This is a genomic window from Clostridium sp. AM25-23AC (genome assembly GCF_003435125.1).
Lineage (GTDB): Bacteria > Bacillota > Clostridia > Lachnospirales > Lachnospiraceae > Pilosibacter > Pilosibacter fragilis.
On sequence record NZ_QWGI01000008.1, the window covers coordinates 101,021 to 121,380 of the forward strand.

General features: G+C 49.8%; 19 protein-coding genes and 1 other annotated feature. Of the genes, 11 read left to right on the top strand and 8 right to left on the bottom strand.

Annotation, left to right across the window (positions count from 1 at the left end; all coding sequences use genetic code 11):
* Nucleotides 1-129: 129 nt before the first annotated feature.
* The 5 genes from DW677_RS06860 to DW677_RS06880 all read left to right on the top strand — a co-directional run bounded on the left by DW677_RS06860 (nt 130) and on the right by DW677_RS06880 (nt 4,405).
* Nucleotides 130-939, top strand: a complete 810-nt coding sequence (locus tag DW677_RS06860; protein ID WP_117566730.1) for an MBL fold metallo-hydrolase — start codon at nt 130-132, stop codon at nt 937-939.
* A 148-nt stretch (nt 940-1,087) separates the two neighbouring features.
* On the top strand, nt 1,088-1,636 hold the full coding sequence (locus DW677_RS06865) for an NUDIX hydrolase (RefSeq protein WP_117469035.1): 549 nt from the start codon (nt 1,088-1,090) through the stop codon (nt 1,634-1,636).
* Nucleotides 1,637-1,831: 195 nt separating this feature from the next.
* Nucleotides 1,832-2,977: a DUF4317 domain-containing protein gene (locus DW677_RS06870; protein ID WP_117566731.1), complete on the top strand. Its 1,146-nt coding sequence runs from the start codon at nt 1,832-1,834 to the stop codon at nt 2,975-2,977.
* A 1-nt stretch (nt 2,978) separates the two neighbouring features.
* On the top strand, nt 2,979-3,293 hold the full coding sequence (locus DW677_RS06875; protein ID WP_117566732.1) for an MGMT family protein: 315 nt from the start codon (nt 2,979-2,981) through the stop codon (nt 3,291-3,293).
* A 110-nt stretch (nt 3,294-3,403) separates the two neighbouring features.
* Nucleotides 3,404-4,405 (top strand): SH3 domain-containing protein, encoded by a 1,002-nt coding sequence (locus DW677_RS06880; RefSeq protein ID WP_117469032.1) that lies wholly within the window; start codon nt 3,404-3,406, stop codon nt 4,403-4,405.
* A gap of 172 nt (nt 4,406-4,577) precedes the next feature.
* Here the strand turns inward: DW677_RS06880 and DW677_RS18285 are convergent, their stop codons facing one another.
* From DW677_RS18285 to DW677_RS06895, 4 genes are all read right to left on the bottom strand, one after another.
* On the bottom strand, nt 4,578-4,751 hold the full coding sequence (locus DW677_RS18285; RefSeq protein ID WP_158552993.1) for a helix-turn-helix domain-containing protein: 174 nt from the start codon (nt 4,749-4,751) through the stop codon (nt 4,578-4,580).
* 15 nt (nt 4,752-4,766) lie between these two features.
* A complete protein-coding gene (locus tag DW677_RS06885; RefSeq protein WP_181968318.1) occupies nt 4,767-5,375 on the bottom strand; it encodes a sortase in 609 nt (202 codons plus the stop codon).
* Between the two features lie 216 nt (nt 5,376-5,591).
* On the bottom strand, nt 5,592-6,407 hold the full coding sequence (locus tag DW677_RS06890; protein WP_242992121.1) for a Cof-type HAD-IIB family hydrolase: 816 nt from the start codon (nt 6,405-6,407) through the stop codon (nt 5,592-5,594).
* Nucleotides 6,408-6,501: 94 nt separating this feature from the next.
* The gene (locus tag DW677_RS06895) at nt 6,502-7,827 is read right to left on the bottom strand and encodes a glycosyltransferase (protein ID WP_117483513.1); all 1,326 of its coding nucleotides are present in this window, start codon (nt 7,825-7,827) and stop codon (nt 6,502-6,504) included.
* A 163-nt stretch (nt 7,828-7,990) separates the two neighbouring features.
* Nucleotides 7,991-8,244 (top strand) — a binding site (T-box leader).
* Nucleotides 8,245-8,539: 295 nt separating this feature from the next.
* Between DW677_RS06895 and DW677_RS06900 the strand changes: the two genes are divergently transcribed.
* The 3 genes from DW677_RS06900 (at nt 8,540) to DW677_RS06910 (ending at nt 11,605) form a co-directional block, all read left to right on the top strand.
* Nucleotides 8,540-9,619, top strand: coding sequence for a TRAP transporter substrate-binding protein (locus DW677_RS06900; protein ID WP_117566735.1), 1,080 nt, complete (start codon nt 8,540-8,542; stop codon nt 9,617-9,619).
* 236 nt (nt 9,620-9,855) lie between these two features.
* Nucleotides 9,856-10,344 carry a TRAP transporter small permease gene (locus DW677_RS06905; RefSeq protein ID WP_117483514.1) on the top strand — a complete coding sequence of 163 codons (489 nt, stop codon included), beginning with the start codon at nt 9,856-9,858 and terminating at the stop codon, nt 10,342-10,344.
* Nucleotide 10,345: 1 nt separating this feature from the next.
* Nucleotides 10,346-11,605 (top strand): TRAP transporter large permease, encoded by a 1,260-nt coding sequence (locus tag DW677_RS06910; protein WP_015553024.1) that lies wholly within the window; start codon nt 10,346-10,348, stop codon nt 11,603-11,605.
* A 154-nt stretch (nt 11,606-11,759) separates the two neighbouring features.
* On the opposite strand, the gene spoVG is transcribed toward DW677_RS06910, so the two are convergent.
* The 3 genes from spoVG to DW677_RS06925 all read right to left on the bottom strand — a co-directional run bounded on the left by spoVG (nt 11,760) and on the right by DW677_RS06925 (nt 14,556).
* Nucleotides 11,760-12,035 (bottom strand): septation regulator SpoVG, encoded by a 276-nt coding sequence (spoVG, locus tag DW677_RS06915; protein WP_015553023.1) that lies wholly within the window; start codon nt 12,033-12,035, stop codon nt 11,760-11,762.
* Between the two features lie 128 nt (nt 12,036-12,163).
* Complete coding sequence (gene glgD, locus DW677_RS06920) at nt 12,164-13,285, bottom strand: glucose-1-phosphate adenylyltransferase subunit GlgD (RefSeq protein WP_117469024.1); 1,122 nt, start codon at nt 13,283-13,285, stop codon at nt 12,164-12,166.
* Nucleotides 13,282-14,556 carry a glucose-1-phosphate adenylyltransferase gene (locus DW677_RS06925; protein ID WP_117503103.1) on the bottom strand — a complete coding sequence of 425 codons (1,275 nt, stop codon included), beginning with the start codon at nt 14,554-14,556 and terminating at the stop codon, nt 13,282-13,284. Before DW677_RS06925 ends, glgD begins: the two co-directional genes overlap by 4 nt.
* A gap of 489 nt (nt 14,557-15,045) precedes the next feature.
* Here DW677_RS06925 and yfcC point away from each other — a divergent pair, with 489 nt between their 5' ends.
* The 3 genes from yfcC to fucO all read left to right on the top strand — a co-directional run bounded on the left by yfcC (nt 15,046) and on the right by fucO (nt 18,696).
* Nucleotides 15,046-16,557 carry a putative basic amino acid antiporter YfcC gene (gene yfcC, locus DW677_RS06930; protein WP_117469022.1) on the top strand — a complete coding sequence of 504 codons (1,512 nt, stop codon included), beginning with the start codon at nt 15,046-15,048 and terminating at the stop codon, nt 16,555-16,557.
* Nucleotides 16,558-16,788: 231 nt separating this feature from the next.
* Entirely contained in the window at nt 16,789-17,370 is a 582-nt protein-coding gene (locus DW677_RS06935; protein ID WP_117469021.1) for a TetR/AcrR family transcriptional regulator C-terminal domain-containing protein, read from the top strand.
* 177 nt (nt 17,371-17,547) lie between these two features.
* Nucleotides 17,548-18,696, top strand: a complete 1,149-nt coding sequence (gene fucO, locus DW677_RS06940) for a lactaldehyde reductase (protein ID WP_117469020.1) — start codon at nt 17,548-17,550, stop codon at nt 18,694-18,696.
* A 91-nt stretch (nt 18,697-18,787) separates the two neighbouring features.
* On the opposite strand, the gene DW677_RS06945 is transcribed toward fucO, so the two are convergent.
* Nucleotides 18,788-20,098: an amidohydrolase gene (locus DW677_RS06945; RefSeq protein ID WP_117566736.1), complete on the bottom strand. Its 1,311-nt coding sequence runs from the start codon at nt 20,096-20,098 to the stop codon at nt 18,788-18,790.
* Nucleotides 20,099-20,360 lie beyond the last annotated feature (262 nt).

Here is a 20,360-nt window from a genome sequence, read left to right on the forward strand (position 1 = left end):
CTACCACCACTGTATTGTACGGAATTTTCAGTTCAGAAAATTCCTACCCGTGTACAGTAACCCACTTTGGATTGCCCAGGAAGCAGATTCTGCGCAGTCAATGTACTCTTCAGAAGGGAGATTTTTCTTATGAACAGCGAACTTCTCTACGTTTTTGGGACCGGAAACGCGACGGTCACAAATCTTTACAATACATGCTTCGCCCTCAGAGACGGGGATGAATATTTCATGGTGGATGCCGGCGGCGGAAACGGGATCTTAAAGATCCTGGACAACATGCAGGTTCCGTTAGAGCACATCCACCATATTTTTGTGACCCACGCCCACACGGACCATGTTTTAGGCATCGTCTGGATGGTCCGCATGATCGCCACAAAGATGAAAAAGGACCAGTATGTCGGAGATACCTATATCTACTGCCATTCAGAACTTATCGAGACGATCAGGACGCTCTGCCGCCTGACGATCCAGGATAAATTTTACAACATGATCGGCAACCGGATCCATTTAGAGGAAGTGAAGGACGGCGAGACCCGCCATATTTTAAGCTACGACGTGACATTCTTCGATATCCACTCCACGAAGTTAAAACAGTTCGGATTCACGCTGACATTAAATAATGGAAGAAAGCTCACCTGTGCCGGGGATGAACCGTACAATCCGGTCTGTGAGAAGTATGTCCGCGGTAGCGACTGGCTGCTCCACGAGGCATTCTGCCTCTATGCGGAGCGGGATATCTGGAAGCCGTACGAGAAGCACCACAGCACCGTGAAGGATGCCTGTGAACTGGCGGAGTCCCTGGGGATCCCGAACCTCGTACTCTGGCACACGGAGGACAGCAATGTTGCCGGTCGGGAACGGCTTTATAAGAGTGAGGGAAAACGCTATTACAGCGGAAATATTTATGTGCCGGATGATGAAAGTTTAATCGCTTTATAGTGAGACTGATCGCAGTATGGTACTCTGTTCTCCGTCATCTTTTGTCTGCCTGGGCATTTTGCCGGTTCGGCAATTCGTTAAATTGGTCTGTCCTCTTGCGCAGGCTGGATTTTAGGTTATATTTGTCCTGATTTAGGAGGAAAAGGTTATGTCTATTAAACCGTGGATCTGCAACGGATCCAGGACGATCGTAAAGGACCGCTGGATCGATCTTCACGCCGATGACTGCGCACTGCCGGATGGCACGAAGATCTCTCCGTTTTATGTAAATGATGTGCCGGATTTTGTTGTCGTGGTCGCCGTCACCGTTGACGGGGACTTCGTTTTCGTGCGCCAGTACCGCCATGGAACGAGACAGATCCTTTTGGAGCTTCCTGCCGGATGCATGGAGCCGACAGATGCGAATCCCGCAGCCGGGGCTGCAAGGGAACTCTTCGAGGAGACCGGCTATGCCGGAAGTGAGCCGGTATTTCTCTGCAAGGTCGCGCCGAACGCGGCGTGTATCAGCAATTTTGCCCACTGTTATCTGATCACAGACTGTAAGAGGGTCAGCGGGCAGCATCTCGATGCCACCGAGGATCTGGAGATCGTTGTGATGTCCGCCGGGGAGACGCGAAAGCTGATGACGGAAGGCGGACTCGTGCAGGCGGTGCATGTGGCGGCGATGTATTATGCGGAGAAGATATTAAATAAGTAGATATCTCTACAGCTATTTATTTTCAGCTGCCTTTCGTTCCCCTGTGCTCAGCGCAACAGCTGCACGACGCTGTCAATCAGAGGATCCATCGATCATCAATGATTTTCTCTCCAGCCATACTTTCATTTTTATTACTTTTACAATTAAACAGAACGTCGTTTATAGCTGGAGATTTATTTGAAAAGGATACATATTATGAATAAACGTGAAATTTCAGAAATCAAGAAACAGTTTAAGAAGGATAACAACGCCATCACCCGCATCTGCGGATGCTACGTCGATGCCGAAAAGCAGATCAAGACGACCTTAAAGGAGGCGTTCTTCGCCCTGTCCGAGGAGGAGATCTTTAAATACTACGAGATCTTCAAAAAAGCCCTCTCCGGCGGAATCGGAAAGAATCTCCACAACCTGGAGTACTCTATTCACGACGAAGGTCCGGACAGCGCCCACGAGCTTCTCATGAAACTCCGCGATGAGAAGCTCGCCGACGATGAGACCGTGGATACCTTTTATAATAAGATAATCGAAAATTACGAGTACGGCGAAAACTACTATATTATCCTGATCCACAGCGCCTACGATGTTCCGGGGAAAGCGTCCGACAATGAGGAAATGTTCGACGCATCTGAGGAGGTCTACAACCATATCCTCTGCTGCATCTGCCCGGTAAAGCTTTCCGAGCCCGGTCTTTCTTATAATGAAGCGACCAACGCAATTGAAGAGCGCCCGCGGGACTGGTGGGTACAGACTCCGATGACCGGATTCCTGTTTCCTGCATTTAATGACCGCAGCAGCGATATTCACAGCATCCTGTATTTCTCAAAAAATCCGGAGGAGCTCCACTCTGAGTTCATTGATGCCTGCCTCGGCGCGCCGACGCCGATCTCCTTCAAGTCCCAGAAAGAAGCGTTCCAGGAGATCCTGACGGATACTCTCGGCGAAGAGTGCGACTATGAGATTGTCCGCCAGATCCATGAGAATCTCACGGAGCTTGCGGAGGAACATAAAGAGGATGAGATTCCGTTAACGCTCACAAAGCCGGAAGTCAAAGATCTTTTGGAAAAGAGCGGCGTGGAGCCGGAGCGCCTGGAGCACTTCGATAAAGTCTACGAGGAAGCCGCTGGGGAGAACACCGCGATCCTCGTTCCGGCGATCACCGGAACCGGAAAATTTGCCGTGAAGACACCGGATGTGGATATTAAGGTCAACCCGGACCGTCTCGATCTCGTAGAAACCAAGTTCATCGGTGGACGCCGCTGTCTTGTAATTGCCGTTGAGGACAACGTGGAAGTCAACGGCATGCCGGTGAAGATGTGGGAGGAGCAGAAGGAGGTGCAGTAACATGGCACCATCCGCCCGTTTTACTGAAGATTTCGCATACGAGGTCCTGTCCGTAGTCGGGGAGATTCCCGAGGGAACCGTCGCCACCTACGGCCAGATCGCCCGCCTCATCGGCAGGGACAAAAACTCCCGCCTCGTGGCCCGGGTCCTCTCCCACGCCTCAAACTACGGAGACTTCCCCTGCCACCGTGTCGTAAACCACTCCGGCCGCCTCGTCCCCGGCTGGCCGGAACAGGCATTTCTGCTACGGCAGGAAGGCGTAGAGCTGAAGGACGCGATACATGTGGATCTCAAGAAATATCAATGGGAATGCTGATTTGACAAATTTCTCCATTTTTGCTATAATTTCTTCGTAATAGTTTTGTAATATTTGAAATAATTCCCGCAATATAACCGGGACATTCAACTGATATGAGGAGATTTGGCATGAGAAAATTACAGAATCTGATTTCTGACTTTTCAAAGAAGTTTCTTTTAAAAGCGGCCGCTGCCGCGTCTGTCCTGTTCCTTTCCACTGCACTTTTAACTCTTCCATCTTTCGCCGCATCCGCCTACGACAATCTTGCCGTGGCAAATGTGACAAGTGAACCGTTAAATATGCGGACGAAACCGTCCACGGACGGAGAGATCGTCGGAAAGTGCTACCGTGGAGCGGGCGGAACCGTATTAGAGAAGAAAGATGGCTGGACGAAGGTCCGTTCCGGAAAAATTGAGGGATGGATGTGTGACAAATATCTGCTCTTTGGGACAGATATCGAGCCATTGGCGAAGGAACTCGGTCTTCTATCCGCGAAGATCACCGCGACGACCTTGAACGTCCGCGAGATTCCGTCCACAGATTCCGCAATCTTAAAACAGGCGGCCGAAGGGGATTCCTTCCCTGTCTTAAGTGAATCCGACGGCTGGACAAAGGTCCAGCTCTCCGCCGACACAAACGGCTATATTTCCAGTAAATATGCCTCCATCGGCCCGGTTCCTGCTGCCGCTGTTGACGCAAAGGAAGAGTCCGCGGCGCTGAGCGCATCCGGAAACGGAACCTCTGCGGCACCGTCCTATGTAATCTCCGCCACCGAAGATGAGATCTACCTGATGGCAGCCTGCGTGGCCATGGAGGCCGGTGACGATTCCTATGAAGATAAGCTCGCTGTAGCAAGCTGTATTGTAAACCGTGTAAAATCCGGAAAATGGGGCAAAACGATCTCCGACGTGATCTACGCCGATGGCCAGTTCCCCGGCGCGTCCTCCGGCCTGTTGGACAAATACCTGGCAAAGGGTCCGTCCAAGTCCTGCATCAAAGCCACCAAAGATGCTCTGTCAGGTTCCAACAATATCGGCGACTATCTCTACTTCAAATCCGCCAAACACGCCTCAACAGGCAGCTACTCTTCCTACAAGATCGTTGGCGGGAACTGTTTCTACAAAAAATAATATTTTATCTGCAAGACCTGCCATCGGCAGCTTCTTTCAGATGCATTGCAGCAAAAAAACAGGGAAAGCCTACCTTCTCCGAAGGTGCTTTCCCTGTTTCCGTACACATACCCCATTTCCTTTAATAACGCTTCAACTAAAAATGCTCTTCTTAAAAATCAACACCACTCTCCTACACTTCTGTTACAATCCATTTCTTAACCCCGTCTGTACTGAATCCAACGATTTCGGCAATCTCTTCAACCGAAATTCCCTTTTCGCTCATTCGAACCGCCGTATCCTTAGCTTGGCTTTCACGCCCTCCCGCATAGCTCTCATTTCTCAGGTCTTCCATCGCCTTACACATTTCTCTCACTCCTCTCTATTCTTCGATCTCCCTGCATCTCACCGCCGCCCGCGCTTTCCCCTTATTCGTGCAGGTAAACAGCGTCAGATCCCAGTCCCCGTCCTCCATCTTTTCGATGTCATAGCCGCCGACCGTCTCAATTTCCGTCACTTCATAGGAAAACACATTTCCATCCGCATCCGTAAACACCACGGAATCACCTGGATTCAGGCGCTTGATGCCAGAAAAATGGGTGCGGTAATTGTGTCCGGCGATGATCATATTCTTTAAGTACGCAGAACCACTGTAGCGGCACGGCGCTTTTTTGAGCTTCGCGTCGCTCCACTCGCTGATAACCGGAAGCTTGAGCCCCAGCGCCGGAATCTCGATCATCCCCACACATTCCTGTCCATTTACCTCCACTGTCGGCATTTCCATCTCCGGATTCTTCTTATATTCCGGCACCAGTTCCTTTTTCTCCGTCTCCAGCCGCTCCGGCAGAGCTGCTGTCAGTGACTCCATCCGGACCACCATCTCCTCTGACTCTGCTCCGGCCCGGTCTGATTCTCTTATATTATAAACAGTAAGAAGAAGAGCCGCCGCGATCAGCAGCAGCCCCGCGCCTGTTAAAATCTTCCCTTTCATAGCCTTACCATCCTGTCTTCCATATTGCATATGCTGTCTGTGTTTTTTTCAATTGTATTGTTTTTCTGTTCTGCAAGAACTCTAAAAAAGGATGTACCTTGGCACATTCTCGCGCCTCGTGCGGTCACTTGCGACAATCTACATCTTCGCGCGAGTGCGCATCATTGGCACGTTAGTGCCTGGCAGAATTCATCCGTCTCGAAATCTCAATTTTTCTCAGTCCTTAAATATCTCCTTCAGCCTCTTCAGCAGCCCTTCCTCATCATTCTTCCCGATCACCATCGGTGCCCGTCTCCGCACATTCTCCGGCGCATTTCCCATCGCCGCGCCAAATCCTGCCGCACGCATCATGGAAAGATCGCTCTCGCCGTCACCGAAGGCCGCTGCCTCTTCCGGGGAAATTCCGAGTTTTCCACAGAGCGTCTTCAAACCTTCCGACTTTTCCACGCCCGCTGCCGTGATCTCCAGATATTCCGGGTTGGATGCCGCGGACTGAAGATCAGAGAAATCTCTCGCCAGAACCGCCGCCAGCTTTGTCATCACGTCCGGATCTCCCATGAGGAGAAATTTATGAATTCCGCCTTCTGTTTCAAATGTATCTTTAATAGATCCAATTTCAGCCGGAAATCCCACGATTTTCTCTTCCCGCTGCTCTCTCCAATCGTCCCGGTCATCCACGATCCACTTCTCGCCGCCGAAGGTATTACAGGCAACAGCCGGAAAATCCTTATCCAGCATCGCCTTCAGTTCCAGTGCCCGTTTTAACGGAATCGTCTTACTGTAGATCTCATGTCCGTCGTTATCGAGGATCAGTCCACCGCAGAACGCAATGATCGGTGCATGGTTCCCCAGCATTCTCTTAATGACCCGCACGCCTTCCGGTGACCGCGCGGAAGTCAGGATAAACGGGATTCCCTTATTCTCAAGATTCAGGATCATCTCCTTCGTCCCCTCCGTGATCTGTCCGTCCGACGTCAGCAGCGTGCCGTCGATGTCACTGAATACGATTTTGCAAGCTTTTTCTTTTTTCATCTTTATCTCCATATTTTTGATGTTTATCCGTTGTATTTCCACACCAGTACGACTGCCTGACGCAGTCCGCAGCTTCGCGCGAATGCGCCTTCTCCTATCCCCGCTGCAAAATACTCATCTCGTTCTCCCGCACTTTCCGTGCCAGCAGCGTATACTGTCTGATCTCTTCCTCTGTAAAATTTCCAAACTTCGCCTGATAGTAATCGTTCTCCGCCGCCTCAAGATCCGGGATCACAACTTCTGATGCCGGAAGAAGTTCCAGCCGGATCTTTCGTTCTGTTCCCCGCCTTCTCGGAAGCTCCGTTACCTCAACCATCTTTTTCGCGGACAGCCGCTGAACCGCCACCGCGAGGTCTCCGCGGCTAAGATCCATAAGATCCGCAAGATTCTTTCTGCTCAGTTCATGGCTTGCATCCTTCAGATATAAAAGCAGAGAAAGTTCCTCCATTGTCATATCATGCTTCAATGCCGCCGACTCCAGATATCTCTCCAGAAGTTTCCGGTCCCGGTATTTATCCACAATGATCCCATCATCGGAAATCACCTCCTGCAGCGCACTGCTCCGCTCCTCTCCCAGCTTCCGGTTTCCGGGGATCGATGCCGGGAAAACAAAGCCGTCCTTCGCTGCATCCACCAGAAAATGGTACACCTGAAGCCGGTTTTTCTCATAATCCTCTTCGTCCAGCACATGCTTATAAAAGTTGTTGTAGTACTCAAACATCATAAGCTTCATTTTCACAGTCTTCGTGATGCTGATCTTCTGGTTCACCAGCGAACCTTTTGTCTTTACATAATAATACACCGGTGTCCTCAGCGCATAGAATGTCTCTGCATAGCGGACATACTCCAGATTGAACATAAAATCCTCACACCAGCTGATCTCCGCATCCATCCGGATCCCGAAGCGGTTTACGAGATCGCGCCGGTACAGCTTATTCCACAGCACTCCATAGTAATAATCCGCCGGATTCTCCATCATAAACGACGCGAATTCCTCCCGGTCGATCACGCAGTCTGACTCGATGTCCCCTTTTCTGGATACCATATCCCCAACGACGCGGTAAAAATCGGAGATCACCATATCACAGCCATGTTCCTCTGCCGCCCGGACCATAAGCTTTGTCGCATCCGGCGTCAGCCAGTCATCACTGTCCACAAACTGGAGATATGTTCCCTTTGCCCTTTCAATTCCCTGATTTCTCGTGTCTGAAACCCCGGAATTTTCTTTGTGGATCACCACCACACGCTCATCCGTCTTCGCATACGCATCACAGATCGAGCCTGACATATCTCTGCTCCCATCATCTACGAGGATCAGTTCAAAATCTCTATATTCCTGTCCGAGAATACTGTCCACACAGCGGTTCAGAAATTTTTCCGCATTGTAGACAGGAACAATTATACTGACGGTCGGTTTCATTCTCCTCCTCCATTCTCTATAATAACCTGTTGGAATATCTCCTATGAAATAAATTTACTATACGATCTATCATAGCACATTTTTCTCACAATACGCGATTTATTTTTTTAAATTCTCTTGACTTTTGAAAATCTGTGACTATAATAAAGGGCAGTTTTAAATATTCCTTGCGATGATGGGAACGCTCTTAACGAAGGTCTTTCAGAGAGCAGCTGGCTGGTGAAAAGCTGCAGACACCGCGTTACAGACAATCCTCCCGGAGCTAACCACTGAAAGTGTTCCAAGTAGGCTGGTTCGGTTTACACCCGTTAACGTGTTGCCTGTTAATTTTTCATATTTGAAAAACGACGGGATCGAGAGGCTGTTTTTTGACAGCAATAAGAGTGGTACCGCAGAAGTTTCGCTTCTGTCTCTTAAAAAATAAGAGACAGGAGTTTTTTTTTGCCCCGAAAGTGTTGTCAGGCGGACAGACAGACCGCGTGCTTGCACGCAGGGCTATCTGTACATCTGACAACCAAGCCAGCATGAGTAAGCAGGGCGAAAGCCCGGATTACGAATGCCGGCGGAGATTGCGGGAGCACGCAGTGCGGAGCAATCTCCTTTCGCACACTTTGCCAACACCACCATCAATTCCTTAGTTTCTTATCTGCGAGGGGCAGTTAAGATATATACTTATAATCCATCTATTCTTAAAAGACTTTAGGAGGTCATTATGAAAAAAAGTGCAAAATTATTATCCGCCGTTATGGCAGGCGCTATGGTTCTTTCCATGGCAGGCTGTGGCTCTTCCAGCAATTCCGCAGAGACAACTGCTGCTGCCGCTGAGACAACAGCCGCTGCCGCTGATTCTTCCGCTGCTGAGAGCAAGGAAGCGACTTCAAACACAGACGCAACCGTAATAAAGCTTGGTACGACCGTAAACGAGCAGGATAGTTTCCAGGTATGCGCTGAGAAATTCGCTGAGCTCGTAAAAGAGCGCACAAACGGCGCCTACGAGATCGAGATCCATCCGAACGGAGCTCTCGGCGACGAGCGTACCATGCTTGAGAGCATGCAGATGGGTACTCTTGATATGGGTATCATCACAAGCGGTCCGTTCGTAAACTTCTCCAGCGCTATGGGTGTTCTCGATATGCCGTTCCTGTTCGCAAACAACGAGGAAGCTTACAAAGTCCTCGACGGTGAGATCGGTAAAGAGCTCCTTGGAACACTTGAGGATGCTGACTTAAAGGGTCTCGCATACGCAGAGCGTGGTTTCCGTAACATCACAAACAGCAAGAAGCCGATCACAAACGCGGCTGACGTTGCAGGCTTAAAGCTCCGTGTCATGGAGAACGACGTTTACACAGCTACCTTCAAGGCTCTTGATGTAAACGCGGTTCCGATGGCATGGTCCGACGCTTTAACAGCTCTTCAGCAGGGCACCATCGATGGCGAGGAGAACCCGATCAACGTTATCTACTCCTACAAGCTCTGGGAGTCCCAGAAGTATGTAACCCTTGACCGTCATTCCTACTCCACAGCGATCATCACAATGAGCAACGACCTCTTCAAGTCCTTACCGGAAGATGTTCAGAAGATCTTCGAGGAATCCGCACAGGAAGCTGCTGAGTACGAGCGCCAGTGGGTTGCAGATCAGGAAGCTGACCAGCTCCAGGAGATCAAGGATCATGGTATGGAAGTCGTCGAGAACCCGGATGTAGACAGCTTCCGTGCAGCTGTTCAGAGCGTATATGACGCTTACCCGGATTACGCTGATTACATCAAAAGAATCCAGGACGCATTAAAGTAATTTCGCAGCTGTTTGATTTTAAAGTTCGGTGCTAAAATCCGTTAACATTGCCCCGGCAATGGGATTTTTAAAGCAGGTTCTTCGGCTGCCCAGGGAAACCCGGGCAGCCGGAACTGTTACCACTGATGTATTGTATGGAATTTTCAGTTCAGAAAATTCCTACTCGCGTACTGTAAATCAGAACCGCTTTAGCACTTTCCATGTAATTGTTTCGGTTTTCAAAGGAGGAAACACCGTTGGCTTTCGTTAAGGGATTTCACAAACTCAGCGATGTTCTGGACACCATCTGTTCCTACATCATCGTTGTCATGCTCGGCGCCATGGTCGTTATCACCGGCGCACAGATCGTCTGCCGTATGGCATTCACCGCCCTCTCCTGGAGTGAGGAAGCGACCCGTTACCTTTTAGTCTGGTCATCATTTTTAGGCGCAAGCTGTGTATACAAGCACAGCGGCCATATCTCCATCACCTTCGTTCAGGATATGGTTCCGGCCGCATTAAGCAAAGTCTTAAAACTTCTCGTCCATGTGGTCTGCACAGTTCTTTTTGTTGTCGTGATCATCTATGGTATGAAATACTTCGGAAAACAGGGAAACCAGCTGTCTGCAGCGATGCGTCTTCCCATGAAATATATTTACCTCTGCATTCCGGTAGGATGCGGATTCATGCTCGTACACGCGGTTGACGCGGTTCTTGGACTTTTATTTGGAAAGGAGGAGGCATAACATGGCAGCATTATTATTCATTTCCTTTATCGTTCTGCTTCTGATCGGCGTTCCGGTCGCATTCGCGATCGCGGCGGCAGCTCTCCTCGTCCTCTTAAAAGGCGATGTAAAGCTCCTGATCCTCGTGCAGCGTATGTTCGCCAGCACCGACTCTTTCTCCCTGATCGCAGTCCCCTTCTTCATCTTTGCCGGCGACCTTCTCGCAAAGGGAAAAGTTTCCAAGGTGCTCGTTGAGTTCGCCGAGTCCTTACTTGGTATGTTAAAGGGTGGTCTTTCCATCGTATCCGTCCTCGCCGGCATGTTCTTCGCGGCGATCTCCGGTTCCGGTGCCGCCACAACAGCCGCTGTCGGTGCAACACTGATCCCGGAGTTAAAGAAACGTGGATACCGTGAAGATTCCGCCGCTGCCCTGATCGCAGCTGCCGGAACCATCGGTGTCGTTATCCCGCCGTCCGTTCCGATGGTATTATACGCCGTTATCTCTGAGGACAGCGTAAACACTCTTTTCAAAAACGGATTTGTCCCGGGAATTTTAATGGGCGTGATCCTCGTTGCGATCTCCCTCTATCAGGCGCGCAAGTTCAACTACCCGAAGGGAAAAGCGTTCTCTGTCGGAAACGTGCTCCACACCTTCAAGGAAGCGATCTGGGGAATCTTAATGCCGCTGATCATTCTCGGCGGAATCTTCTCCGGTTACTTCACACCGTCTGAGGCGGCTGCCGTAGCAGTCATCTACGCGATCTTCGTCTCCTTCTTTATCTACCGCGACCTTGATTTCAAGGGTCTCGTTGAGATCATGAAGGGAAGTGCAAAGACATCTGCCGTTATCATGATCATCATCGCATGCAGCGGTCCGTTCGGCTGGGTTCTCGCAAACTACAAGATCCCGGAGGCCATTGCGTCCGGAGTATTGGGAATCTCCACAAACAAGTATGTGATCATGTTCCTGATCTCCCTGATCATCCTGCTCGCAGGAGTCTTCATGGAGACCTCCTCCGCGATCATCATTCTTTCTCCGGTGTTCCTGCCGCTTGTCAAGGCCATGGGCATCAGCACCGTACATTTTGGAATCCTCTTCGTAGTTGGTATCGCCATCGGTATGATCACACCGCCGGTTGCCATCAACCTGTTCGTTGCTTCCGGTATCACGGGACTTCCGATCGAGCGGATCTCCAAATCTGTTATCCCGTACCTGATCGGACTGATCATCGTATTCTTCATGATCGTATATGTTCCGCTTCTGATCCCGGGACTTATGTAATCGTATAAGAGATCATAATACGCGAAAAAAGTCCGCCGAATCTTTTCACGATTCGGCGGACTTTCTATTTCCCCATTCACAAGCCGCTCTCTGCGGCTATATCTTTTTGCAGGACCTGCGTCAGGCTGTCACTCCGGACAAGTTTCCCGGAAAACTAAACTGCCTGCGCTTCCTCCAGTGTGGTTGTCTCGTACTTGTCGAGGATCACTCTCTGGATCATGTCCCGTGTTCCGGAATTGATCGGATGGGCGATATCGCGGTATTCGCCATCAGCAGCTTTTCTGCTCGGCATCGCGATAAACAGGCCTTTCTCCCCTTCAATGACCTTGATATCGTGGATCACGAACTCGTTGTCCAGTGTGATGGACACGATCGCCTTCATTTTTCCCTCTTTCTCAATTCTTCTCACACGTACATCTGTTACCTGCATAATAACCTCCCCCATCTGCGCTCCCCGCAGATTTTATGTAATCACCGGCCAGTCAATATTTGAATGCCTGTCTTTCAGCCTTTGCCGCACCGTCCGGAATATCCCGTCTCCGAACTGCGGCACCCTTTTTACAGGGTATATCTCTCGTTCTTCTCGATCACGATCTTCACATCGTCCGGCTTTCCGATATACGTCGTATTCGCCCGGATCGTATCACGGCTCTCAACGATGCAGTTCTCGATAACGGTATTATCCCCAATATACACGTCATTTAAGATGATCGAATTCTTGATGATACAGTTGTTTCCGATATAGACCTTCTTAAACAGAACTGAATTCTCTACCGTTCCGTTTAAGATACAGCCGCTGGATACCAAGCTGTTCTTCACAACTGCGCCCGGATTGTATTTTGCCGGCGGAAGGTCATCCACCTTGGAGTAGATATCCGGATACTCTTTGAAGAAGTAATTGCGCACTTCCGGTTTTAAGAAGTCCATATTTGTCTGGTAGTAAGCATCGACAGAAGCGATGTTGCTCCAGTATGTATTTAACTTGTACGCATAGACCCGCTTGAGACCTTTGTAGCGCACCAGAATGTCCTGTACGAAGTCATATCTGTCCTCGTTCGCGCAGCGCTCGATAAGTTCGATCAGCTGACGGCGGCGGACAACATAGATACCGCAGGAGATCGTGTGGGAATCAGCCACCATCGGCTTCTCCTCAAACTCAACGATCCGTCCGTCGGCATTCGTCTTCACCATACCGAAACGTGTCACATCCACATCACCCGGCATGTCCTTGCAGACAACCGTGATATCGGCTTTCTTTTCGATATGATATTCCAGGACCTTATTGTAGTCCAGCTTATAGATACCGTCTCCGGCAGCGATCACTACATATGGTTCGTGGCTTTTCTTTAAAAAGTCCAGATTCTGGTAGAGCGCGTCTGCTGTTCCGCGGTACCAGTCGCTGTGCTCCGCCGTGATCGTCGGAGTAAATACATACATTCCGCCCTGTTTTCTTCCGAAATCCCACCATTTGGAAGAGCTTAAATGTTCATTTAAGGAGCGGGAGTTATACTGTGTCAGTACGGCAACGCTCTGGATATGAGAGTTGCTCATATTGCTTAACGCAAAATCCACGCTTCGGAAACTGCCCGCGATCGGCATCGCCGCGATCGCTCTCTTATTGGAAAGTTCGCGCATCCGCTTGCTGTTTCCGCCTGCTAAAACAATACCGATTGCTCTCATACGATTCCACCTGCCTTTACAATGTAACCGCCGCTCTCAAGCGCTCCGTCCGGATAATCCTCCGCGGTCGTCACACCTGAAATTGCTGTATTCTTTCCGATCTTTACGTTCTCCGGGATCACAGAGTGTTCGCCGATCGTCACAAGATCAAACTGGTATACTTTCTGGTCATATTTGCTCGGCGCATATTCACCAACACCAAGGTGCGCCCCGGCGCCGACCTTTACGTCCTCGGCCACGATCGCTTTTTCTATCACCGCGCCTTCACCGATCACGCTGTCCTGCATGATGATGGAGTCTTTGACTACAGCGCCTTTCTCGATCGTTACGCCGGATCCGATCACAGAGTTCGTTACCTCTCCGTAGATCTCGGAACCTTCGCCGATGATACACTTTGTGATCTTCGCGTCCGCGGAAATATACTGCGGCGGGATCCGGTCGCTCTTTGTATAGATCTTCCAGTATTCCTCATACAGGTTGAATTCCGGAATAATGTCGATGAGCTCCATATTTGCTTCCCAGTAGGAGCCGAGAGTTCCGACATCTTTCCAGTAACCATTGTACTCATATGCAAAGATCCGTTTGCCCTGCTCGAAGCAATACGGGATCACATGTTTTCCGAAATCACAGCCCGGCTCCTCGGAAAGCTTGATGAGCGCTTCCTTCAGTGCCTTCCAGCTGAAGATATAGATACCCATGGAAGCGAGGTTGCTTCTCGGGTTCGCCGGTTTTTCCTCAAATTCCGTGATCTTATTGTTGTCATCCGTGATCAGGATTCCGAAACGGCTTGCTTCCTCGATCGGCACCGGCATAGCGGCAATCGTGACATCCGCATTATTCGCTTTGTGATATTCCAGCATGACCTCATAATCCATTTTGTAGATGTGGTCGCCGGAAAGGATCAGAACGTATTCCGGATTGTAGGACTCCATGTACTCCAGATTCTGGTAAATTGCGTTCGCGGTTCCTGTATACCAGTCGCTGCCTTTACTTCTCTCGTAAGGGGGCAGGATCGTAACGCCGCCGACGTTGCGGTCTAAGTCCCACGGAATACCGATTCCAATGTGCGCGTTTAAACGTAAGGGCTGGTACTGGGTCAATACTCCCACAGTATCAACACCAGAGTTGATGCAGTTGCTGAGCGGGAAATCAATAATTCTGTACTTTCCGCCGAAGGAGACGGCCGGTTTTGCCACTTTCTGTGTTAATACACCGAGGCGGCTTCCCTGTCCTCCTGCCAACAGCATCGCTATCATCTCTTTTTTTACCATGATATCACCTCTTGCTGCTCTTTTTGTCCCATACATTAGTTTCTTAGATGGTGACTCTATTATAACATACTTTTTAGAAGATGTGAACAAACTTTTCATCCTTTCAATCCCAATTTTGTGTATATTCTGACATTTTTTTCTTTTTGTATGATACGCAATACAATACCTATGTTCCTGATTGGTTACATAAGTACCAAAAATGCTGATTCGAAATTGTATAAACCTATTAATAGTTACTGTTCACGCCTTGCGCAAACAGTAACTGATTTTGCCGATGCTTCGCATTCCGAATCGGCAAAATCCACTGCCACCACTGTATTGTACGGAATTTTCAGTTCAGAAAATTCCTACCCCTGTACAGCAACTATTAATATGTAGGATTAAAGGAAAAGAGTAATGACGTATCACAGAATTTATGTTAATATAGTAGATACACTACCTGTGCGGGGGATTTCACAGGCAGAGAATACAATTATGGGGGGATAAGCCATGGAGAAAAAAAAGGGCTTCCAGATGCCGCACACTTACATCATCATTTTTGGTGTCATTCTGTTCGCGGCTCTGCTCACCGTATTTATCCCGTTGGGTAAATACGACACAAAAGAAATCACGTATATGCAGAACGGCGTGGAAAAAACAAGAACCGTTCTGGATCCGGAAAGCTTCCAGTATATTCTGGATGAAAACGGAAACAAAGTGACCAAAGCAGCTCCGCTCTTCGGAACCGAGGACTTTGGCGGTCAGGGAATTTTAAACTATGTATTCGAGGGTATGACCGTCGGCGATAAGAATGGTACCGCTGTCGGAATCATCGCCTTCATTCTGGTCGTAGGCGGTGCCTTCGGTATCGTTCTCCGGACAGGCGCGATAGAAAGCGGCATTATGCGGGTCATCGCTTTGACAAACGGACGCGAGATCCTTCTGATCCCGATCCTCGTAGTCCTGTTCTCCCTCGGAGGCGCGGTCTTCGGTATGGGTGAGGAGGCAATCCCGTTCGTTATGATCCTCGTACCAATGTTTATCGCAATGGGATATGACGCAGTTGTCGGAATTATGTGCTCCTATGTATCTACACAGATCGGCTTCGGTTCTTCCTGGCAGAATCCGTTCGGACTGGCTGTTGCCCAGGGTGTTGCCGGTATTCCGGTCATGTCCGGCGCATGGTTCCGTATCCCGTTATGGATCTTCTTCACAGGACTTACGATCGTCTTCACGATGCGCTACGCGGTAAAGATCAAGAAAGATCCGAAGCTCTCCGTTGCATATGAGTCTGATGAGGAATACAGAAAAGAATTCGCAAAGAACGGCAAAGAGATGCCGCCGTTCACTCTCGGCCACAAGCTTGTTCTCCTCACGGTCGCTGCCTGCATGGTATGGACGATCTGGGGTGTTATAAGCGAGGGCTACTATATCCCGGAGATCGCTTCCCAGTTCTTCGTGATGGGTCTCGTTTCCGGTATCATCGGCGTTGTATTCAAGCTGAATGACATGAAAGTAAATGATATCGCAAAATCCTTCGACCACGGTGCTGCCGATCTTTTAGGCGCTGCAATGTGTGTCGGAATGGCGCAGGGTATTATCATCATCCTCGGTGGCACAAGTGCAACCGACGGTACAGTCTTAAATACGATCCTTCACAGCATCAGCGACGGAATGCAGAATTTCCCGCCGGTGATCTCCGCATGGTTTATGTATATCTTCCAGTCCGTGTTCAACTTCTTCGTTGTATCCGGTTCCGGACAGGCTGCCCTTACCATGCCGATCATGGCTCCTCTCGCCGATCTTGTCGGTGTCGAGAGACAGGTTGCTGTTGTTGCGTACCAGCTTGGTGACGCCTTCACAAACTTCATCGTTCCGACCTCCGGCTGTCTCTTAGGCGCGCTGGCCGCAGCAAAGCTCGACTGGGGCAAATGGGCAAAATTCCAGATCAAATTCCAGGCTGTCCTGTTTGCATTCGGATCCATCGCTGTGATCCTTGCCGTTGTGATCGGTCTCTCATAAAAACCGGTCTGCCTTTGGGCTCAGCCATCTGAAGCTCATTCAGGTATAACAAAAACTCCGTATCATCCGCGTGACTCGATCGCGGATAATACGGGGTTTTTTTGAACGCTTCCCGATGATATCTGAAGAGGGAGCTAACCGGAGCAAAAAGACTTTCTCCCTTGGGAAAAATATGATAGAATTTACTGAATACAATAGCACCGGTCGCGATACCGTAGAAAGGAGCTTTTAATGATCGAATCCAGCACGCCTGCCATGAAGGGGGAAAAAACAAAATACCGTCTCGCCGCAGCCATGAAGGAATGCATGAAGACAACTCCGGTCGATGCGATCACTGTCCGCCAGATCACAGAGCGCTGCGGCGTCACCCGCCAGACCTTTTACCGGAATTTTCTTGATAAATATGACCTGATCAACTGGTATTTCGACAAGCTCCTCGCCCGCTCCTTTGAACATATGGGCCGTGGGACGACGGTCCTTGACAGTCTGGAGAAAAAATTTACATATATTCAGGAGGAAAAGACGTTTTTTGCCGCCGCCTTCCGCTATGACAGGCAGAATTCCCTGCGGGAGCATGATTTTAAGCTGATCCTCGCCTTTTATGAAAATCTGATCCGGGAAAAAAGCGGCAGACCGGCCAGCCCTGAGATCCATTTTCTTCTGGAAATGTACTGTCAGGGCTCGATCACCATGACCGTAAAGTGGGTTCTCGGTGGCATGGACCTGACCCCGTCCCAGTTTGCCGGTCTTCTCGTCCGCGCGATGCCGGCAGCATTGCGGGATCTGTTTCTTGAGCTTCATCTGCTGTCCTGATCTATTGTTATTTTGCACAATTTTTTCGTGCGTTTCTTTTGCAATATGTCGATTTTCCTTGAAGTGTTACACTTGGCCTTTTCTGTAACTTTCTTTTTGCCCTTCGAATTTGTTAATATAATAACAAAGGCACAGAAAGCTTTTGAGTTCAAGTATTCATGGAAGGAGTTTTTTATCATGGCAAATCGTATTATGTTAAATCAGACATCTTATCACGGAGCAGGCGCGATTCAGGAGATCGCGAACGAGGCGAAAGCCCACGGCTTTAAAAAGGCGTTCGTATGTTCCGACCCGGATCTCGTAAAATTCAAGGTTACCGCCAAAGTAACCGACATTCTGACCGCAAACGGTCTTGACTACGAGCTCTACTCCGATATTAAAGCAAACCCGACGATCCAGAATGTCCAGCACGGTGTTGAAGCATTTAAGGCATCCGGCGCTGACTACCTGATCGCCATCGGCGGCGGCTCCTCCATGGATACCTCCAAAGCGATCGGCATCATCATCGCAAACCCGGAATTTGAGGATGTAAGAAGTCTTGAGGGTGTTGCACCGACGAAAAAACCGTGTGTTCCGATCATCGCCGTTCCGACAACAGCCGGTACTGCTGCCGAGGTTACGATCAACTATGTTATCACCGATATCGAAAGAAAGCGTAAATTTGTATGCGTTGACCCGCATGACATGCCGATCATTGCTGTTGTTGACCCGGATATGATGTCCTCCATGCCAAAGGGACTTACCGCTTCCACCGGTATGGATGCCCTGACCCATGCCATCGAAGGCTACACAACAAAAGCTGCCTGGGAAATGACCGATATGTTCCATCTGAAAGCCATCGAGATCATCTCAAAATCCCTGCGCGGTGCTGTGGCAAACACAAAGGAAGGCCGCGAGGGAATGGCTCTCGGTCAGTACATTGCCGGTATGGGCTTCTCCAACGTTGGTCTTGGCATCGCCCACTCCATGGCACACACACTCGGTGCTGTCTATGATACCCCGCACGGTGTTGCCTGCGCAATGATGCTTCCGATCGTTATGGAATATAATCAGGAATGCACCGGCGAAAAATATCGTGAGATCGCGCGTGCAATGGGCGTTGCAAATGTTGATTCCATGTCTCAGGACGAATACCGGAAAGCTGCTGTTGACGCTGTCAAGAAGCTTTCCGCGGATGTCGGAATTCCGTCTGTCCTTGAGGCGATCAAAGAGGAAGACCTTCCGTTCCTTGCAGAGTCCGCATATGCAGATGCCTGCGCGCCGGGCAACCCGAAGGATGCCAGCGTAGAGGACCTGAAAGACCTGTTCCGTAAGATCATGGCATAAAAGTGCCTTCTCGCATTTATGAAAAGAGCTCCGGCAAATTGGCCGGAGCTCTTTTTATCTGTCACTTTTTATCGCATGCACTTCTCACCCATTAGTGCATAATGTCATAAACCACACCGCAGAAGATCTTCACCGCATTCGGAAGAACCTGCTCGTCGATATCGAAGATACGGCTGTGACCCGGGCCGGCTTCGTGGGTGAGGACGCGCATGAAGGTCGCCTGTCCGCCCTGTTCCTGGACGCGGTTCATCATATAGGAGACATCCTCGCTGCCGCCGTTTTTGCTGCTCATTTCCTTCGCAACCGGCAGATGGAGATCTTCCTCGCAGACTCTCTTCACCCGCTCCATCAGCGCCTCACTGCTCGCCAGAGAGTTTGCCGCGCCCATAAGCTTCATCTCACAGGTGCATCCGTGCATTTTTGCCGCGCTCTCGATAATGTTCACTGCGTAATTTTTCATGTACTCGTTGATCTCGGTGGTCTCACCGCGGACCTCGATCTCCATCTTCGCCTCGTCCGCGATAACATTCCGTCCGCTTCCGGCGACAACGGTTCCCACATTTACTCTGGACACACCGCCGGAGTGACGCGGGATCGCATAAAGGTTTAAGATCGCCGTTCCGACTGCCAGCATGACATTCCGTCCAACCTCCGGTGATCCGCCCGCATGGGCAGATTTTCCGTGGAAGATCACATCATATTTTGTCGTTGCGAGAGAGCCATAGCTTCCCGGAATTACCACTGCCGGATCGTCCTCTTTCTTATTTGTCACATGAGAGCCGATCATGTAATCCACACCGTCAAGGTGTCCGTTATCAACGATGGATTTCGCGCCGCGGACGCCCTCTTCCGCCGGCTGGAAGATCAGCTTTACTGTTCCGTGAAGCTGGTCCTTTATAGACATCAGAACTTTCGCCACACCGAGACCGATGGTGGCATGTCCATCATGTCCGCAGGCATGCATGAAGCCTTCATTTACGGAGTTAAATCCCTCCTTCGCCGGTCTGTGGCTCGGATCATGTTCCTCGAATACGCCGAGGGCATCGATATCAAACCGCATGGCAACCGTCGGGCCCTCGCCGCAGCGCAGGATTCCGATCACACCGGTCATTCCTCCCTTTGTGTACTTAACAAACTCCGGATCCGCTCCCTGGGCAACGGCACGCTCATACTGTTCCTCTAACTTTTCCTCAGACGGAACGCCCATTCTGGAATCCTTTTTGCAGACCTGATCTCCGACAAGCACTTCATATCCGAGCTCTGTCAGTTTCCGCGCAATAATGGACGATGTCCTCATCTCAAACCAGCCCGGCTCCGCGTACTTATGAAAGTCACGTCTCTGCGCTGTAAGGTCACCTGCCATCTCATCGCTCATGGTCTTGATCCGATCGTAAATATTCATTCGTTTGCCCTCCCGTGTGCTATTTTATTATTATTATAGTCGATATTTCGGGATTTTTCTATAAAAACTTATTTTTCTATTTCTATTTTACTTACAAATCTTGATGGACTCTGTAATTTCTGCTCGGGAAGCCTTTAAAAAACTCCCGAAAACCCCCGTGTTATGCCCATTTCACCTTGAATCCCCATAAAAAATACGCTATACTAATACCAGATTGCACATTTATCTAAGCTAAGAAGAGAGATATAAGGAGAAGGAAGAA

Excerpts from the sequence above, each read along its gene's own strand:
- DW677_RS06860 (WP_117566730.1), top strand. The coding sequence starts at position 130 with ATGAACAGCGAACTTCTCTACGTTTTTGGGACCGGAAACGCGACGGTC.
- DW677_RS06865 (WP_117469035.1), top strand. The coding sequence starts at position 1,088 with ATGTCTATTAAACCGTGGATCTGCAACGGATCCAGGACGATCGTAAAG.
- DW677_RS06870 (WP_117566731.1), top strand. The coding sequence starts at position 1,832 with ATGAATAAACGTGAAATTTCAGAAATCAAGAAACAGTTTAAGAAGGAT.
- DW677_RS06875 (WP_117566732.1), top strand. The coding sequence starts at position 2,979 with ATGGCACCATCCGCCCGTTTTACTGAAGATTTCGCATACGAGGTCCTG.
- DW677_RS06880 (WP_117469032.1), top strand. The coding sequence starts at position 3,404 with ATGAGAAAATTACAGAATCTGATTTCTGACTTTTCAAAGAAGTTTCTT.
- DW677_RS18285 (WP_158552993.1), bottom strand. The coding sequence starts at position 4,751 with ATGTGTAAGGCGATGGAAGACCTGAGAAATGAGAGCTATGCGGGAGGG.
- DW677_RS06885 (WP_181968318.1), bottom strand. The coding sequence starts at position 5,375 with ATGAAAGGGAAGATTTTAACAGGCGCGGGGCTGCTGCTGATCGCGGCG.
- DW677_RS06890 (WP_242992121.1), bottom strand. The coding sequence starts at position 6,407 with ATGAAAAAAGAAAAAGCTTGCAAAATCGTATTCAGTGACATCGACGGC.
- DW677_RS06895 (WP_117483513.1), bottom strand. The coding sequence starts at position 7,827 with ATGAAACCGACCGTCAGTATAATTGTTCCTGTCTACAATGCGGAAAAA.
- DW677_RS06900 (WP_117566735.1), top strand. The coding sequence starts at position 8,540 with ATGAAAAAAAGTGCAAAATTATTATCCGCCGTTATGGCAGGCGCTATG.
- DW677_RS06910 (WP_015553024.1), top strand. The coding sequence starts at position 10,346 with ATGGCAGCATTATTATTCATTTCCTTTATCGTTCTGCTTCTGATCGGC.
- spoVG (WP_015553023.1), bottom strand. The coding sequence starts at position 12,035 with ATGCAGGTAACAGATGTACGTGTGAGAAGAATTGAGAAAGAGGGAAAA.
- glgD (WP_117469024.1), bottom strand. The coding sequence starts at position 13,285 with ATGAGAGCAATCGGTATTGTTTTAGCAGGCGGAAACAGCAAGCGGATG.
- DW677_RS06925 (WP_117503103.1), bottom strand. The coding sequence starts at position 14,556 with ATGGTAAAAAAAGAGATGATAGCGATGCTGTTGGCAGGAGGACAGGGA.
- yfcC (WP_117469022.1), top strand. The coding sequence starts at position 15,046 with ATGGAGAAAAAAAAGGGCTTCCAGATGCCGCACACTTACATCATCATT.
- DW677_RS06935 (WP_117469021.1), top strand. The coding sequence starts at position 16,789 with ATGATCGAATCCAGCACGCCTGCCATGAAGGGGGAAAAAACAAAATAC.
- fucO (WP_117469020.1), top strand. The coding sequence starts at position 17,548 with ATGGCAAATCGTATTATGTTAAATCAGACATCTTATCACGGAGCAGGC.
- DW677_RS06945 (WP_117566736.1), bottom strand. The coding sequence starts at position 20,098 with ATGAATATTTACGATCGGATCAAGACCATGAGCGATGAGATGGCAGGT.